This window comes from Halorubrum wangae (assembly GCF_051194135.1).
Classification (GTDB): domain Archaea; phylum Halobacteriota; class Halobacteria; order Halobacteriales; family Haloferacaceae; genus Halorubrum.
In genome coordinates this window covers 17,489-31,406 of sequence record NZ_JBLZNH010000007.1, presented here as the reverse complement: position 1 = coordinate 31,406, position 13,918 = coordinate 17,489, and the positions used below count along the sequence as shown (strand labels likewise).

The following is a 13,918-nucleotide window of genomic DNA, read 5'->3' as shown; positions in this document are numbered from 1 at the left end:
TTACGGGAAGTCCCGTCCGCGTTCGGCCGGGACCCCCGGAGTGGTTCGCTTGTGCGCCGTGGTCCGATGCCGAGCGAGCAGATCCGCGACGGTGCGCTCGTCGACGTCGGCGCCGTCTCCCTCGCCCAACCGATCCGCGACTGTCGCTACGTCGAGCCCCCGGTCGACGCCGAGTCGGAGCACGCGGTCGATCACCTCGTACGGGGCCCCAAGGTCGTCGGCGTCGCGCTGTCCGGGAAGGAACCCCGCGGTCGGCGGTTTCTCGACGACGAAATCGGGGACGTCGAGTTCGGCCGCCAGCGCGCGGACCTCGGTCTTGTACAGGTGGCCCAGCGGGTGGACGTCCGCGCCGCCGTCGCCGTGTTTCGTGAAGTAGCCGAGCAGTAGTTCGCTCCGGTTGGCGGTGCCGCAGACGAGACCGTTCGTTGCGTTGGCAGCCAGATACGCGAGCGTCATCCGGAGCCGCGCGGTCGCGTTGCCGGACAGGATCGGCTCGTCGTGGAGGTCGAACCGGTCGGGGGCAACCGCGCCGAACTGCGCGAACAGCGAGTGGAGATGCACCGTGTCGTGGTCGATCCCGAGGGCGCCCGCGAGCGCCTCGGCGTCGCGAGCGTGGGTCGCGCCCACCTTGTTACACGGGAGGATCAGGCCGTACACCCGGTCGGCACCGAGGGCCTCGACGGCGAGCGCCGCGGTCACCGTGGAGTCGAGCCCGCCGCTCATGTTGACGACGATCCCGTCGGCGCCGGCGGCCGCGACCGACGACGCGAGGAACGAACGGACGCGCTCACGCTCGGCGCTCGGATCGAGTTCGTCGGCGGCCGCGGGCCCGTCGTCGGTGGGCAGGCCGCCACGAGCGCGGTCCGACGCTTCCGTCTCGTCGCTCGCTCCAGATCGGGTTCCGGTCGCTGTGCGTCTGTCCAGCGAGTCCCCGTCGAACGCCGACCCGCCGCGCTCATCCATGGAGTGCCCCTCCGTTCGTCCGGGTCGCTCTCGCGAGACGACACCGTCCGAAACACGGGGTCGTCCCGGCTCTACGGCGACGCGACCGACCGCACCGTACGATATGCATTGGTAGTCGTGGATTCTGAACGGTCGGGTAAATATTCGTGGTGCAAATTGTATAAGGTCTTGTTCGAATTCATGAGTGATTTAGATTTCCATGGGAAATAGAGCTGTGTACGGTCTATTTTGAGCCTGAAATGACTATATTCAACCAATAAATAGACAATGTGAGTATAGAATACAATATTTGTATTGTTTTCAGCGCCATAGAACTATGGATTGTTGGTTTTGAGTTCTAAAACAAGCGTAACAAGAATATAAGGCCAGTAGAACCAAATGTTTATCAATTCTCGGCCATTCGAACCGCCCATGTCAGCGATACGGCTCACATCGAGTCAGAAACGCGTGCTCACTGCGCTCGTAAACCTCGCGGAGAACACCGACCGGCCGATATCAGGGCGGAAGATCGCCGAGTCGATAGACCGGAACGCGGGGACGGTTCGGAACCAGATGCAGAGCCTCCGCGACCTACAGTTAGTCGAAGGCATCCCCGGTCCCGACGGCGGGTACGTCCCCACTGACGGCGCCTACGACGCGCTCGACCTCGAACGGATGGACGACGCGGAGACCACACCGATCGCGGTCGACGGCACCCCAGTCGATGGAGTGAACGTCGAGGCGATAGATCTGTCTTCCGTCGCCAATCCCGATCTCTGCCGCGCGGAGCTTGTGATCCGGGGGCCGGTCGGCCCCTTCGAACCCGGCGATCACGTTACGGTGGGGCCGACGCCCGCGACTGGACTCCGGCTCTCGGGCATCATCGACGCTACGAACGTCGACGGCAACACCCTCCTGCTGCGTATCGACGGGATGGAGACGCCCGCCGAGGCGGCCAGCTAACCCCCGCAGTCTGCTACTCCTCTCCGCCCTCGACGCCCGTCGCGATCCGGTCGCGGATCGCACCCGTGGCGGCGGCGGCGTGTCGGGCAGCCCGGTAGCGGTCCCCAAACGTGACTCGAGCGGTTTCGGCGGCCTCCCTATCGACCCCGAAGGAAACTCCCTTGTAGCCGACGTCCCACAGCACTAACGGCTCTGGCGGCGCTGGGCCGACGCCGAGTTCGCCGGGCACCGGCTCCGAGTCGAGCAGCCGGTCGATCCGTGACGGCTCCGTCTGTCCTCGCCCGACCGCACGAACCGCGGCGACGAGACGGCGGACGAGCGCTCGGGGGAACCCGTCGGCGGTGATCTCGATCACGAGGATATCACCCGTTCGCGTCGCCGTCGCCGTCAGGTCCCGGACGGTTCCCGCGTCGTCGCTGGTCAGGTTGTGGAAGTCGTGGCGACCAGAGAGCCGGCAGAGGGCGTGCCGAACGCGGTCGTCGTCCACCGCGTCCGGTTGACTGGCTGACCGCTGGCGACCGTCATCGTCGGGTCGATCCGCCGACGTCTCTTCGAGTGAATCCCCAGTCTCGCTCCCGATAGCGGGCGCATAGAGGTGGTACCGGTACGTCCGCCGAGCCGCGTCGTGGGTGGCGTGGAACCCGTCTCGGACGTCGGCGGCAGCCCAGACCCTGACCGAGCCCGGAAGGTGACCGTTGAACGCCCTGGGCGTAAGCCACGGCGGCGCCTCGAACGCGACCGTCTGGGCGACGGCCGAGACCCCGGCGTCGGTCCGGCCCGCCGCAGCGTAGCCGGGCGGGGTCGCGTGCGTGGGTCCGTCGCCGCGGTCGAGGATGCCGTGTTTCGCGAGCGCCCGGAGGAGGGTGCCCTCGACGGTCGTCGCGCGGGGCTGACGCTGGAAGCCTGCGTACTCGCGGCCGTCGTACGCGACCCGGAACGCGCGGGTCGTCCCGGCCGCGGTCACACTTCGCCGTCGGTCGAGTCGTCGCGGTCCGCGCCCGCGGTCGCTTCCCCTTCGCCGTTCGCTCCGCCCTCGCTGTCGGCCATCGGCACGGTGACGACGGGGACGGGCGAGACGCGAACTACCTTCTCGGTGACGCTGCCGAGCAGCATCCGGCGGATGCCGCTCCGGGTGTGACTCGGCATCACGACGATGTCCGCGCCGGTGTCGGCGATGGCGCTCTCGATGACGTCGACGGGTTCGCCCTGACGGACGCTTCCGATGGCGACGACGCCGGCCGCCTCGAGCTCTGCGGTCACCATCTCGACGCGCTCGCGTGCCGCCGTCTCGACTCGCTCGGCGAACGCGCCGGCCTGCGGTCCGCGGAGTGTCCGGGCCAGCGTGTCGACCGCCGAGACGACGTGGACGGTCGCGCCGTACCGCTCCGCGAGGCTCGCCGCGTGCGGAATCGCGTCGTTCGCTTCGCCGCCGGGCGCGACGGGCAGGAGGATGTCGTGGTACATGCGCGATACTGCTCGCGCCGAGTGCAAAACGATACCGGCGTTCGAGCGGTGCGGACGGTGTTCGAGCGGTTCGGACGGCCCTCCACTGTCGGTGGTAGGGCGATCGCTACAGGCCGAGCGCGTTGAGGAGGTCGAAGCCGACGCCGGCGTGGGTGACGAGTTTGAATCCGAGGTAGATCCCGACGATTGCCATTACGCCCGGGAGCTCCGGCGGGGCGGGGATCGGGACGTGGAGGAACGCGAACAGCGCGCCGACCGTCACTCCGACGACGAGGGCGGCGACGGTCAAGACGGCGGTCGAACTCATGTCGAGGCGTCGGCGGTGTCCGGTTATAAGCGCGGCGTTCGGGTCCGGCGAGTCGGTCAGTCGTCGCGGGCGAAGACGTTCCAAGACGCGCGCCCGTAGCGGGGGTGAGAGCGGGAGGCGGGATCACCGACCGGCGTGACGGATGAGTAGGGTTTTCCGATACGCGCTCCTCCGTAACGGCATGGCAAACGAGGTTTCCAACCCCGACAATCCGCAGGTGACGCTCCACACGAACCACGGCGATATCGTCATCGAACTGTTCGCCGAACGCGCCCCGAAGACGGTCGAGAACTTCCTCGGCCTGGCGCGGCACGACCCCGCCGCGGACGCCGACCCCGCGCGGGATACGAACACGTGGACGGACCCCGAAAGCGGCGAGATCCGCGGCGACTCCCTGTACGACGGGAACGTCTTCCACCGCATCATTGAGGGGTTCATGATCCAGGGCGGTGACCCGCAGCAGAACGGTCGTGGCGGCCCCGGCTACCAGTTCGACGACGAGTTCCACGACGACCTCACCCACGACGGTCCCGGTATCCTCTCGATGGCGAACTCCGGCCCGAACACCAACGGCTCGCAGTTCTTCATCACGCTGGACGCGACCCCGCACCTCGACGGCAAGCACGCCGTCTTCGGGCAGGTCATCGACGGGATGGACGTCGTCGAGGAGATCGGCGCCGTACCGACCGACCGGCGAGATGAGCCCCGCGACGCCGTCACGATCGACGGCGTCACGGTCGACGAGTAAGCGAGACGCGGTCAGTCGTCGCGTCCGTTCAGGCCACCTGATTCTCTAACGCCTCGCCCCTGTCGAGCCGACCGAGGTTCCCGGCGAGGATGTCGGCGACCCGGTCGTAGTAGTGCGGGGTGTGGCCCGCGTTGTGCGGGGTGATGGTGACGTTTCCGAGCCCCCACAGCGGGTGGTCCTCGGGGAGCGGTTCGGGGTCGGTCACGTCGAGTGCGGCCCCACGGATGCGGTTGTTTCGAAGCGAGGAGACGAGCGCCTCGGTGTCGACGACCGGTCCGCGTGAGATGTTTATGAGGACCGCGTCGGGTCGCATCGTCTTGAGCGCGTCCGCGTCGACGAGCCCCCGCGTGGCCTCGGTGAGAGGGCACGCGAGCACCACGTACTCCGCGTCGGCGACGGCCTCGTGGAACTCGTCGAAGCCGTACACCGCGTCTGCCGGCCCGCCCTTCTCCGGCGAGTATCTGACGCCGACCGTGTCGACGTCGAAGGCCGAGAGTCGGTCGAGGACGGTCTGTCCGATGGCGCCGAGGCCGACGACCGCGACGGTCGAGCCGGACACCTCCGTCGTCTCGTAGGTGCGCCACTCTCGCCGGTCCTTCTGGTGATGCGCTCGCGGCCATTGGCGGGCGTGCGTGATCATCGACCCGACGACGTACTCGGCGATGTTCGGCCCGTGGACGCCAGAGGCGTTCGTCACCGCGACGCCGCGGTCCGCGAGCGCGTCTCGCGGCAGGTGGCCGGTCCCGGCGAAGACGCAGGCGAACAGCTCCAACTCCTCGGCGGCGGCCAACAGCTCTTCGTCGATGTGGAGCCCGACCGCGACGCGGGCGCGGGCGATCAGTTCGCGCTCCTCGGCGGGCGTCCGAGCCAGCGCGATTTTGTACTCCGGGAGCCGCTCACGGAGAGACGCAACGAGGTCCGCCGCCCCCGATCCGTGAATCGTCTGTCGCAACACGAGTACGTCTGGATCGCTCATGGCGTCGCCACTCGGCGCGAGCGGTATAAAGGGTGCCCGTGCGGCGAAGGGTGCCGGCTTCGTGGCGAACCTATTTAGCCGACTCGCCTCCGATCACTCCAGCGCGGCGTCGAACGCGGCCTGCAGGTCGGCTTTCATGTCGTCGATGTGCTCGATTCCGACCGACACCCGAACGAGGCCGTCGGTGAGCCCGGCCGCGAGGCGCTCCTCGCGCGGGATGGCGGCGTGGGTCATCGCGGCCGGCTGCTCGATGAGGCTCTCGACGCCGCCGAGCGACTCCGCGAGCGTGAACACCTCTGTCTCGCTGACGACGGTCGACGCCTGATCGAGGGTGCCGTCGAACTCGAAGGAGAGCATGCCGCCGAACGCGTCCATCTGCTCGGCCGCGAGCTCGTGGCCAGGGTGGCTCTCGAGTCCGGGGTAGTAGACGCGGTCGACGTCGTCGTGGTTCTCCAGCCATTCCGCGAGCGCCATCGCGTTCTCGCAGTGGCGGTCCATCCGCACTGGGAGCGTCTTCGTCCCGCGGAGCACGAGGAACGAATCGAACGGGCCGGGCGTCGCGCCAACCGAGTTCTGGTAGAAGCCGAGTCGCTCGTCGAGGCCGTCGTCGTCGACAATCAGCGCGCCGCCGATGGTGTCGGAGTGGCCGCCGAGGTACTTTGTCAGCGACTGGGAGACGATGTCGGCGCCGTGTTCGAGCGGGCGTTGGAGGTACGGCGTCGCGAACGTGTTGTCGACCGCGCAGAGCGCGTCGTGAGCGTGGGCGATGTCGGCGAGCGCACCGATATCGTTGACGTTCATCAGGGGGTTCGTCGGCGTCTCGACCCACACCAGTTCCGTCTCCTCGCGCATCGCGTCCCGGACCGCGTCGTGGTCTGTCGTGTCGACGAAGGTGGTGTCGACGTCGTACTCGTCGTACACCTGCGTAAGGATCCGATGGGTACCGCCGTACACGTCGTCGCCGGCGACGACGTGGTCGCCCGCCGACAGCAGGTTCAACACGGTGTTTATCGCGGCCATCCCCGACGAGAAGCAGCGCGCGTGGCTTCCGGACTCCAACGACGCGAGGTTCTCCTCTAGGTCGGTCCGCGTGGGGTTCCCGGTCCGGCTGTACTCGTAGCCGCGATGGTCGCCCGGCCCGTCCTGCTTGTACGTCGAGTTCGCGTGAATCGGCGTCATTAGCGCGCCGGTCTCGGGGTCAGGCTCCTGTCCCGCGTGGATCGCGCGGGTCTCGAAGCGCCGCGACTCGGCGTCCTCTCGGCTCGCGTCGTCTGCGTCGGACTGATCGCTCATACCGGGGGCGACGGCGTCGGGCGTGGTGACTCTTGCCCTTCGACTCGAACGAGTGCAAACGCGCGCTCGGGGAGTCGGAGCGACGACGGCGTCGCTGAGCGTGCGGGTTTTCGAAAAATGCTCGGTCAGGGATTTGAACCCTGGTCGTCGGCTGTCTTCCGAACCGGCGCATCGTCGCGCCGAATCCGTCGAAAGGCCAACATGATTGGCCGGACTACACCAACCGAGCGCATCTCCCGCTTATGCTGCATCCGTTTTAACTCTTCTTAACTTCAGTCGGCGTGGGAGGGTTCGACGGGGTCGCCTCCCCCGTGTTCGAGGGTCGCAAAAATCGACGTCTTCGGAATACGTAGGGCCCTCAACAAAAATATATAGACGCTCATTATCCTTGTCATAGAGATGCTATCGAACTCGACGCTCGACCGTCGAATGGCCAGATAGATTCGTTAGTGCTGCGTAAAGCCGTTTAGAGAGTTCGAACATCGAATATATATTTCAGACACATTTAAGGGAGCCCGTGTGCGAATCGGAACATGGAAACGAGGAAGGTGCAGGTCACCGGCGGGTCGACGTACACCGTTTCGATCCCGAAGACGTGGGCGACGGAGAACGACGTGGAGGCCGGCACCGAAATCGAGTTTTTCCCCGACGGCGACTCTCTCTTTCTCACGCCCAAGTCGGAGGAGGAACGCACCCGCGGAACGCTGGACATCACCGACCTCTCGGGGCGGGCACTCACCCGTGCGGTGACGACGATGTACGTGAGCGGGTTCGACGTGATCGAACTGTCGAGCGCCGAGATCTCGACCGAGCAGCGCTCTACGATCCGCGAGGCAGTTCAGAGCCTCGTCGGCCTGGAGGTGTTAGAGGAGACCCGCGATCGGATCGTCATTCAGGACCTGCTCGACTCCTCCGAGCTGTCGATCCACAACGCCGTCACCCGGATGCGACTGATCTCGCTGTCGATGTTGGAAGACGCTATCGCCGCGCTCTCCGAGCGCGACCACGACCTGGCGCGCGACGTCATCGGCCGCGACGACGACCTCGACCGCCTGTGGCTCGTCGTCTCTCGGATCTTCCGCGCAACGCTGCGCACGCCCAAAGCGGCGGAGGAGCTGGGGCTCCCGCGCGAGGAGTGTTTCGACTACCACTCCAGCGCCCGCCAGTTGGAGCGGATCGGCGACCACGCGACGAAGATCGGACACCTCACGCTCAGCATTGAGGAGCCGCTACCCGAAGCGGTCGTCGAGGCCGTCAGAGACCTCCACGCCGACGCGGTCGAGGTGATCGACACCGGGATGGACGCGCTGTTCGCCGACGACAGTGAGGAGGCGACGCGGCTGGCGAACGAGGCCCGCACCGGCGTCAGGGCCATCGACGAACGGGTGCGTGCGATCGACGAACTCCTCCGCGACCTGGATCCGGCCCGCGCGCAGTTACTCGGACTCGTCGTTGACTCCGTGCTTCGCTCGGCGGACTACGGCGGCAACATCGCCGAGACGGCCCTCCAGAAGGCCGCGCCGACGCCGTGAGTCAGGGAGACGGCGACGCCGGTCGGCTTCCCTCGCGCCGGACAGTCGGTATCGCCGTCGCCGCGGTCGCATTGGTGGTCGCGGTGGTCGCGATCGGCGCCGGATTGTACTTCGCTACCGGTCTGGGCCCGGACGAGGCGGCGGTGGCGGCGGTCGACGCCTCGTCGACCGTCACCGTCGACCGGCTCGACGGCCTGACGGTCGTTCGGAGCGGCCCCGTGACCGCGGAGACGCGGGGACTGGTCTACTACCCCGGCGGACGCGTCACACCGGAGAGCTACGTCCCGACTGCCGCCGAAGTGGTTTCGGAGCGGGACGTCGCCGTCGTGATCGTCGACGTGCCGCTGAATCTCGCGGTGTTAGGGCCGAACCGGGCGGACGACGCACGGTCGGCGCTCCCAGCGATCGAGTCGTGGTACGTCGGCGGACACTCGCTCGGCGGGGCGATGGCCTGTCGGTACGCCGCGGCCAACGCCGACGACCTCGACGGACTCGTCCTTCACGCCTCGTACTGCGACCGCGACGTCTCCGAGAGCGGACTCCGCGTCCTCTCGGTGCTCGGCGCCGCCGACGGCGTGATCGACGCGGATCGCGAGCGCGCCGTCCGGTCGAACCTCCCGGAGGACGCTCGCGTGATCGAACTCGCGGGCGTCAACCACGCCGGGTTCGGCGCCTACGGACCGCAGCCGGGCGACGAAGCGGTGTCGACCGACCCGGCGACCATGCGGGAGCGCGTCGGGACCGTCACGGGTCGGTGGCTAGTTGGCGCCCCCGTCGTGCGGCCCGACGGGTGAACGGGTTTTTTGAGCGTCGACGTCGGAGGTTCGTCCATGCCCGAAATCGAACTCGGCGTCCCGCGCGGGGTCCTCGAGTCGCTGCCCGAGGAGGATGGTACCGCGGCACAGGACATGCGGCGCGCCATCGCCGGGATCCAGTCGCGGATCAACGAGGAGATAGGGGGGACGGAGCCCGCGGAAGCGGCCGAGGTTGTCGCCGATGCGGTCGAGCGGATGGAGGCGCAGGCGAGCACGTACCACGAGTTTGTGCCGGAACTGCGCGCGTGGGGACAGTCGCCGATTTACGCCATCGCGTGGCGCAATCTCTACGTCGAACTCATCGGACAGCTGTACGAACACGAGTGGCTCGGCGACGAACTGGGTCGCGAGCGGAACTTCCGGCTCGTCGAGGACGGCATTCGGCTCTCTGATCTGTAGGCGACACCGATTCTCAGGGCGACCGATCGGCACCGTCGAAACGCAGCGATCCCCGCGGCCTCCCGTTTTTAAGCCGCCGGGACTCGATGGATGCGTATGGAACTGGAACTGCGGTTCTTCGCGACGTTTCGTGAGGCCGCCGGGGGGAAGACGGTGGAGGCGGAGTTCGCCGACGGGTCGACCGTCGGTGACGTGTTGCGTGAGCTGGAAGACGAGTACGAGGGGATGGCCGGTCGCCTGATCGTCGACGGCAACCTCGCCCCCCAGATCAACGTCCTGAAGAACGGCCGCGAGGTGCTCCATCTCGACGGGTTGGAGACCGCGATGGAGGACGGCGACCGACTCTCGGTGTTCCCCCCGGTAGCGGGCGGCACATGACCACCGATAGCGACGAGGTCGAGAGTCCATCCCGCGACGAGGACTCCGGCAGCGGTCTCCCGCCTGCCGACGAGGGATGGGTACGCGAGACGGTCGCGTATCGCGGGATATCGCGCCGACTCGCGGCACACTACCTGCGGAACCTCGGCGGAGAGCTCGTCGACACCGACGACCCCGCCGAGGCGACCCGCGTCGACGGCGACGGGTGGCGCGTCGCCCTCAGCGCGCAGAAGGTCACGGCCGCGGCGTCTATCACGCTCACCGAGGTGACCGCTGAGTTCGCGGGAGAGCCCGAGGCACTCTCAGCGCTCCTCCCGAAATATCGGCAGAAAGCGATGCGCGCCGGGGGCTGATGGTCGACGACGAAGAGTCGAGCGAGCCGCGGTCGACGCCGACCCGAGGCGAGTACCCGATCGACGGGTCCGCTCTCGTGAAGACGGCGGCGCTCGCGAGCGTCCCCGCCGAGCAGCTTCCCGGACTTCTCGCACGCGTGCAAGCCGATCTAGGGCCGCGCATCGACGACTACCGGCGGCGGTACGAGCGTATCGCCGTCGAACCGGACCGCGAGACCTTCCTCGTCGAGCCCGATCACTGGGAGAGCGTGGGCGAGCGGCTGAGCCTCTCGGAACGGGAGCGCGACGCCGTCGTGCGGGCCCACGAGGCGGCGGTCGAGCGCGCCGGCAGCGGACAGACCAGTCGCGACGAGTTCGAAACGGCGCTGGAGATCCGGTCCGGCGTCGTGATCGGCACCGGAACCGACCACACTGGCCGGGAGGACGAGAGCGGCCGCCCCGGCGACGAGGAGTAAGCCCCCGAAAACGGCCGCTGTGCGATGACCGCGACCGACGCCTTTTCGACGCCCCGCGCTGACGGGTTGTCATGCGACTTGCACGCCTGCTCACGCCCGACGGACCCGTTACGGGACGGTACGATGACGGAACGATCGTCGCCGACGACGGCCGCTACGAAGTCGGTCGCGACGGGCGACTCCTCCCGCCCTGCGACCCGAGCGCGCTCTACTGCGTCGGGCGGAACTACGTCGAGACGCTCGATCAAATGGAGTACGAACGACCCGAGGAGCCCGATTTCTTCATCAAGCCGCCGGCGAGCCTGCTCGCGCACGGCCAGTCGATAGCGTACCCCGAGTGGACCGACGAACTGACCTACGCAGGCGAATTGGTCGCCGTCATCGACGAGCGCTGCCGGGATGTGGCCCCCGAAGACGTACCCGATGTGGTCCGCGGGTACACGATCATGAACGACATGGACGCGCTCGACCAGCAGGGCCGGACCGCGCGCAAGGCGTTCGACGGCTCCGCGCCGCTCGGCCCGTGGATCGAGACCGACGTCGACCCGACGGGTCTCGACATCTCAACGACGGTCGGCGGGGAACAGCGCCAGGACGCGAACACGGAGCTAATGCTGTTCGGGCCGCACGAGATAGTCTCGTACCTCTCCGAGCGGTTCACCTTCGAACCCGACGACTGCATCGCCTTCGGCAGTCCGGCGAATCCGGGGCTCGTCGAACCCGGCGAGCGCGTCGAGATCACCTACGAAGGGGTCGGGACACTCTCGAACCCGGTTGTCGACGAGGCGTGATCGGGTTCACACGGTAGCTGATACGACGGTAGCGCCCGCCTCCCCCGCGCACCGAGTCACTCCGGAGTTCGCATCGGCTGTCGTTCGCCGTACGTGAGCGTCCGCCACAGCCACTCGACCGGCCCGAAGCGATAACGTTTGAGCCAGAGCACCGAGAGCACCACCTGCACCGCCCAGATAGCGAGGACGATCGCGTACTGCTCGACGCGGGTCACCGAGCCGAACAGCCCGAGTCCGTGACCGTAGAAGATGGTGGTCGCGAGCACGGTTTGGAGGAGGTAGTTCGTGAAGGCCGTGCGACCGACCGCGGCGAACGTCCGCGTCACTGGGCCGTCCGGGCGCCGCTTCGCGTACAGCATCACGACGCCGAGGTAGCCGCCGGCGACGAGCAGGCTGCCCCAGTAGTTGAACTGGCGCCAGTACAGCGCCGCGCCCGCACTCCAGTCGTTGGCCTCGATGTAGGCGACGCCGGCGACGACGACCGCGACCCCGACGACCCCGCCGGCGACGAGCCTCTTATAAAGTCTCGCAGAGCGCTCGCCGGTCAGCACGCCCCAGCGGTACAGCGCCATCCCGAGCAGCATCACGCCGCCGACCCGCCAGAAGCTGGCTCCGACGAAGCCGGTCGTCTGTCGCTGGAACGAGGAGGAGACGCGGTGATCCATCTGCGCGAGCCAGCCGCTTCGGTACGTTGCCACCTCTTGTCGCAGCACGGCCTCGCTCGGCGTCCACTGTGACGCGATCGCGTCGCCGCCGATGCTGATCGCCGCGAACAGCTCCGTCGCGGGGACGAACAGCAGGAACACCCCGCCGAGTGCCGCGAGCTGCTTCGCTTCGAGGTCACGGAGAGTCACGAGGAACAGTCCCGTAAACCCGTACGCGACGAGGATGTCCCCGTACCACAGCAGATACGCGTGCACGAGTCCGATCGCAATGAGCACCGCGGTCCGTCGGTAGTGGAGTCTGACAGCGTCTTGTCCCTTCTCCTCTTTGCTCTGCATGAACAGCAGGATTCCAGCGCCGAACAGCGCCGAGAACAGGGTGATGAGCTTCGACTGCCCGAACACGTGGCCCGCGAACCACGCCCAGTAGTTCGCACCCGTGAACTCGCCGTAGACGGTTCCGTCGGCGTACACGGTGGGGTTCAGGAGCGTCGCTTCGGGCATCGCGAACACCCAGACGTTGATGACTAAGATGCCGAGAAGCGCGAAGCCTCTGAGCGCGTCAAGGCTGACGATGCGTTCGGAGGGCGGTGTCGGGCCGGCGTCGCGTGTCACGGATTGCTTCCGAGAACGGGCCGGAGGACCGAATAGGTTCTGATACCGGGGTCCGGGCCGCGGGTTCCGACACGGTTCGAGGGTGGCGAACCTCGCCGCTCAGTCCAACCGAACCGCCTCGCCGCGCTCCGAGGATCGATAGATCGCGCCGATGACGTGCTGGACGGAGAGCGCCTCGTCGATCGTGTTGATCGCCGGTGGTTCGCCCGCCGCGACCGCTTCGAGGAAGGCGGCCTGTTCGGCGTCGTGGCTGTCGCCCTCGCGAGTCTCAATCTCGGTGTCGGAGAAGTGGTGCTGGTCGCCGTCGAACGAGCGCGCCTCGTGGATTGTGAGGTCGCCGCTGCCACGGTCGAACGTCGCGCCCGCGTTGGTCCCCCGAATCACGAACTCGTCGTTCGTCGGGCTGTTCGTCGCCCACGCCACTTCCAGCGACACGGTGTTGCCGTCGGCGTCGCGAATGAACGCCGACGCGGAGTCCTCGACGTCGAAGCCATCGGCGCCGTTGTCGTCGCCCCACATGTGGACGAACGCGTAGTCGTCGCGGCTGCCGAACTCGGAGCGCGTCTCACCCGACACCTCGACGACCTCCGGGTGGTCGAGGAAGTACAGCGCGAGGTCGATGGCGTGGACGCCGATGTCGATGAGTGCGCCACCGCCGGCGACGTCGCTCGACGTGAACCACGAGCCGCGGCCGGGGACGCCGCGGCGTCGGACGTAGTTCGCCTCGACGTGGGTCGTCTCGCCGAACCGACCCTCGTTCTGATATCCTTTGATCACCTGCACCGGCTCCGCGAACCGGTTGTTGAATCCGACCATGCAGAACCCCTCTGCGTCACGGGCGGCCGCGGCGATGCGCTCCGCGCTCTCGACGGTGTGCGCGAGCGGTTTCTCCAAGAGCACGTCCAGCCCGGCCTCCAGTGCCGACACCGCGTACTCCTCGTGGAACCGGTTCGGCGTCGTGATCAAAACCGCGTCGCAGTGTTCGTAGAGGTCCGCTTCGTTCTCGTAGGCGTGGACGCCGAACTCCTCGTGGAACCGGCGACGGGCGTTCGCGTCGATGTCCATCCCGCCGATGAGGTTCGCCCCGCGCGCGGCCAGCTTCGTCGCGTGGTGGTTTCCGATCCCGCCGAGTCCGACGATGCCGACGGAGACGTCGTTCGCGTGAGTCATGGCCTGAATTCACAACGAAAGTTGTTAAGGTTCACGTTACGGGTTCGATTGCGCC

The 13,918-nt window shown here is 67.3% G+C and carries 17 protein-coding genes and 1 tRNA gene; 9 read left to right on the top strand and 9 right to left on the bottom strand.

Features of this window, described 5'->3' with window-relative positions; all coding sequences use genetic code 11:
- Nucleotides 1-963 carry an NAD(+) synthase gene (gene nadE, locus ACNS84_RS15680; RefSeq protein ID WP_435075800.1) on the bottom strand — a complete coding sequence of 321 codons (963 nt, stop codon included), beginning with the start codon at nt 961-963 and terminating at the stop codon, nt 1-3.
- A 411-nt stretch (nt 964-1,374) separates the two neighbouring features.
- Between nadE and ACNS84_RS15675 the strand changes: the two genes are divergently transcribed.
- Nucleotides 1,375-1,905 (top strand): Rrf2 family transcriptional regulator, encoded by a 531-nt coding sequence (locus tag ACNS84_RS15675; protein ID WP_435075799.1) that lies wholly within the window; start codon nt 1,375-1,377, stop codon nt 1,903-1,905.
- Between the two features lie 13 nt (nt 1,906-1,918).
- Here ACNS84_RS15675 and truA read toward each other — a convergent pair whose 3' ends face one another.
- The 3 genes from truA to ACNS84_RS15660 all read right to left on the bottom strand — a co-directional run bounded on the left by truA (nt 1,919) and on the right by ACNS84_RS15660 (nt 3,676).
- Entirely contained in the window at nt 1,919-2,869 is a 951-nt protein-coding gene (gene truA, locus ACNS84_RS15670; protein WP_435075798.1) for a tRNA pseudouridine(38-40) synthase TruA, read from the bottom strand.
- Nucleotides 2,866-3,369 (bottom strand): universal stress protein, encoded by a 504-nt coding sequence (locus tag ACNS84_RS15665; protein ID WP_435075797.1) that lies wholly within the window; start codon nt 3,367-3,369, stop codon nt 2,866-2,868. The genes truA and ACNS84_RS15665 overlap by 4 nt, the downstream gene beginning before the upstream one ends.
- Nucleotides 3,370-3,475: 106 nt before the next feature.
- Nucleotides 3,476-3,676: a XapX domain-containing protein gene (locus tag ACNS84_RS15660; RefSeq protein WP_435075796.1), complete on the bottom strand. Its 201-nt coding sequence runs from the start codon at nt 3,674-3,676 to the stop codon at nt 3,476-3,478.
- Between the two features lie 181 nt (nt 3,677-3,857).
- Here ACNS84_RS15660 and ACNS84_RS15655 point away from each other — a divergent pair, with 181 nt between their 5' ends.
- Nucleotides 3,858-4,424: a peptidylprolyl isomerase gene (locus ACNS84_RS15655; RefSeq protein WP_435075795.1), complete on the top strand. Its 567-nt coding sequence runs from the start codon at nt 3,858-3,860 to the stop codon at nt 4,422-4,424.
- A gap of 28 nt (nt 4,425-4,452) precedes the next feature.
- On the opposite strand, the gene ACNS84_RS15650 is transcribed toward ACNS84_RS15655, so the two are convergent.
- The 3 genes from ACNS84_RS15650 to ACNS84_RS15640 all read right to left on the bottom strand — a co-directional run bounded on the left by ACNS84_RS15650 (nt 4,453) and on the right by ACNS84_RS15640 (nt 6,922).
- A complete protein-coding gene (locus ACNS84_RS15650; RefSeq protein WP_435075794.1) occupies nt 4,453-5,400 on the bottom strand; it encodes a D-2-hydroxyacid dehydrogenase in 948 nt (315 codons plus the stop codon).
- Between the two features lie 93 nt (nt 5,401-5,493).
- A complete protein-coding gene (locus tag ACNS84_RS15645) occupies nt 5,494-6,693 on the bottom strand; it encodes a cystathionine gamma-synthase (RefSeq protein ID WP_435075793.1) in 1,200 nt (399 codons plus the stop codon).
- A 118-nt stretch (nt 6,694-6,811) separates the two neighbouring features.
- Nucleotides 6,812-6,922, bottom strand: a tRNA-Glu gene (locus ACNS84_RS15640).
- A gap of 304 nt (nt 6,923-7,226) precedes the next feature.
- On the opposite strand from ACNS84_RS15640, the gene ACNS84_RS15635 reads away from it, so the two are divergent.
- The 7 genes from ACNS84_RS15635 to ACNS84_RS15605 all read left to right on the top strand — a co-directional run bounded on the left by ACNS84_RS15635 (nt 7,227) and on the right by ACNS84_RS15605 (nt 11,416).
- Nucleotides 7,227-8,225 (top strand): PhoU domain-containing protein, encoded by a 999-nt coding sequence (locus tag ACNS84_RS15635; RefSeq protein WP_435075792.1) that lies wholly within the window; start codon nt 7,227-7,229, stop codon nt 8,223-8,225.
- Nucleotides 8,222-9,019, top strand: coding sequence for an alpha/beta hydrolase (locus tag ACNS84_RS15630; RefSeq protein ID WP_435075791.1), 798 nt, complete (start codon nt 8,222-8,224; stop codon nt 9,017-9,019). The genes ACNS84_RS15635 and ACNS84_RS15630 overlap by 4 nt, the downstream gene beginning before the upstream one ends.
- 36 nt (nt 9,020-9,055) lie before the next feature.
- Nucleotides 9,056-9,439, top strand: coding sequence for a DUF7971 family protein (locus tag ACNS84_RS15625; protein WP_435075790.1), 384 nt, complete (start codon nt 9,056-9,058; stop codon nt 9,437-9,439).
- A 96-nt stretch (nt 9,440-9,535) separates the two neighbouring features.
- The gene (locus tag ACNS84_RS15620; protein ID WP_435075789.1) at nt 9,536-9,817 is read left to right on the top strand and encodes a ubiquitin-like small modifier protein 1; all 282 of its coding nucleotides are present in this window, start codon (nt 9,536-9,538) and stop codon (nt 9,815-9,817) included.
- Nucleotides 9,814-10,170 carry a MoaD-like domain-containing protein gene (locus tag ACNS84_RS15615; protein ID WP_435075788.1) on the top strand — a complete coding sequence of 119 codons (357 nt, stop codon included), beginning with the start codon at nt 9,814-9,816 and terminating at the stop codon, nt 10,168-10,170. Before ACNS84_RS15620 ends, ACNS84_RS15615 begins: the two co-directional genes overlap by 4 nt.
- A complete protein-coding gene (locus ACNS84_RS15610) occupies nt 10,170-10,625 on the top strand; it encodes a DUF8048 family protein (RefSeq protein ID WP_435075787.1) in 456 nt (151 codons plus the stop codon). The genes ACNS84_RS15615 and ACNS84_RS15610 overlap by 1 nt, the downstream gene beginning before the upstream one ends.
- A gap of 71 nt (nt 10,626-10,696) precedes the next feature.
- Entirely contained in the window at nt 10,697-11,416 is a 720-nt protein-coding gene (locus ACNS84_RS15605) for a fumarylacetoacetate hydrolase family protein (RefSeq protein WP_435075786.1), read from the top strand.
- A gap of 56 nt (nt 11,417-11,472) precedes the next feature.
- Here ACNS84_RS15605 and ACNS84_RS15600 read toward each other — a convergent pair whose 3' ends face one another.
- The gene (locus tag ACNS84_RS15600) at nt 11,473-12,693 is read right to left on the bottom strand and encodes a DUF418 domain-containing protein (RefSeq protein WP_435075785.1); all 1,221 of its coding nucleotides are present in this window, start codon (nt 12,691-12,693) and stop codon (nt 11,473-11,475) included.
- Between the two features lie 99 nt (nt 12,694-12,792).
- Nucleotides 12,793-13,863 (bottom strand): Gfo/Idh/MocA family protein, encoded by a 1,071-nt coding sequence (locus ACNS84_RS15595; protein WP_435075784.1) that lies wholly within the window; start codon nt 13,861-13,863, stop codon nt 12,793-12,795.
- Nucleotides 13,864-13,918: the final 55 nt, after the last annotated feature.

What these genes read in the sequence shown, in the direction of transcription:
- ACNS84_RS15620 (WP_435075789.1), top strand. Translation starts at nt 9,536, where the DNA reads ATGGAACTGGAACTGCGGTTCTTCGCGACGTTTCGTGAGGCCGCCGGG.
- ACNS84_RS15650 (WP_435075794.1), bottom strand. Translation starts at nt 5,400, where the DNA reads ATGAGCGATCCAGACGTACTCGTGTTGCGACAGACGATTCACGGATCG.
- ACNS84_RS15665 (WP_435075797.1), bottom strand. Translation starts at nt 3,369, where the DNA reads ATGTACCACGACATCCTCCTGCCCGTCGCGCCCGGCGGCGAAGCGAAC.
- ACNS84_RS15615 (WP_435075788.1), top strand. Translation starts at nt 9,814, where the DNA reads ATGACCACCGATAGCGACGAGGTCGAGAGTCCATCCCGCGACGAGGAC.
- ACNS84_RS15655 (WP_435075795.1), top strand. Translation starts at nt 3,858, where the DNA reads ATGGCAAACGAGGTTTCCAACCCCGACAATCCGCAGGTGACGCTCCAC.
- ACNS84_RS15625 (WP_435075790.1), top strand. Translation starts at nt 9,056, where the DNA reads ATGCCCGAAATCGAACTCGGCGTCCCGCGCGGGGTCCTCGAGTCGCTG.
- ACNS84_RS15605 (WP_435075786.1), top strand. Translation starts at nt 10,697, where the DNA reads ATGCGACTTGCACGCCTGCTCACGCCCGACGGACCCGTTACGGGACGG.
- ACNS84_RS15660 (WP_435075796.1), bottom strand. Translation starts at nt 3,676, where the DNA reads ATGAGTTCGACCGCCGTCTTGACCGTCGCCGCCCTCGTCGTCGGAGTG.
- ACNS84_RS15595 (WP_435075784.1), bottom strand. Translation starts at nt 13,863, where the DNA reads ATGACTCACGCGAACGACGTCTCCGTCGGCATCGTCGGACTCGGCGGG.
- ACNS84_RS15675 (WP_435075799.1), top strand. Translation starts at nt 1,375, where the DNA reads ATGTCAGCGATACGGCTCACATCGAGTCAGAAACGCGTGCTCACTGCG.
- ACNS84_RS15610 (WP_435075787.1), top strand. Translation starts at nt 10,170, where the DNA reads ATGGTCGACGACGAAGAGTCGAGCGAGCCGCGGTCGACGCCGACCCGA.
- ACNS84_RS15645 (WP_435075793.1), bottom strand. Translation starts at nt 6,693, where the DNA reads ATGAGCGATCAGTCCGACGCAGACGACGCGAGCCGAGAGGACGCCGAG.
- ACNS84_RS15635 (WP_435075792.1), top strand. Translation starts at nt 7,227, where the DNA reads ATGGAAACGAGGAAGGTGCAGGTCACCGGCGGGTCGACGTACACCGTT.
- nadE (WP_435075800.1), bottom strand. Translation starts at nt 963, where the DNA reads ATGGATGAGCGCGGCGGGTCGGCGTTCGACGGGGACTCGCTGGACAGA.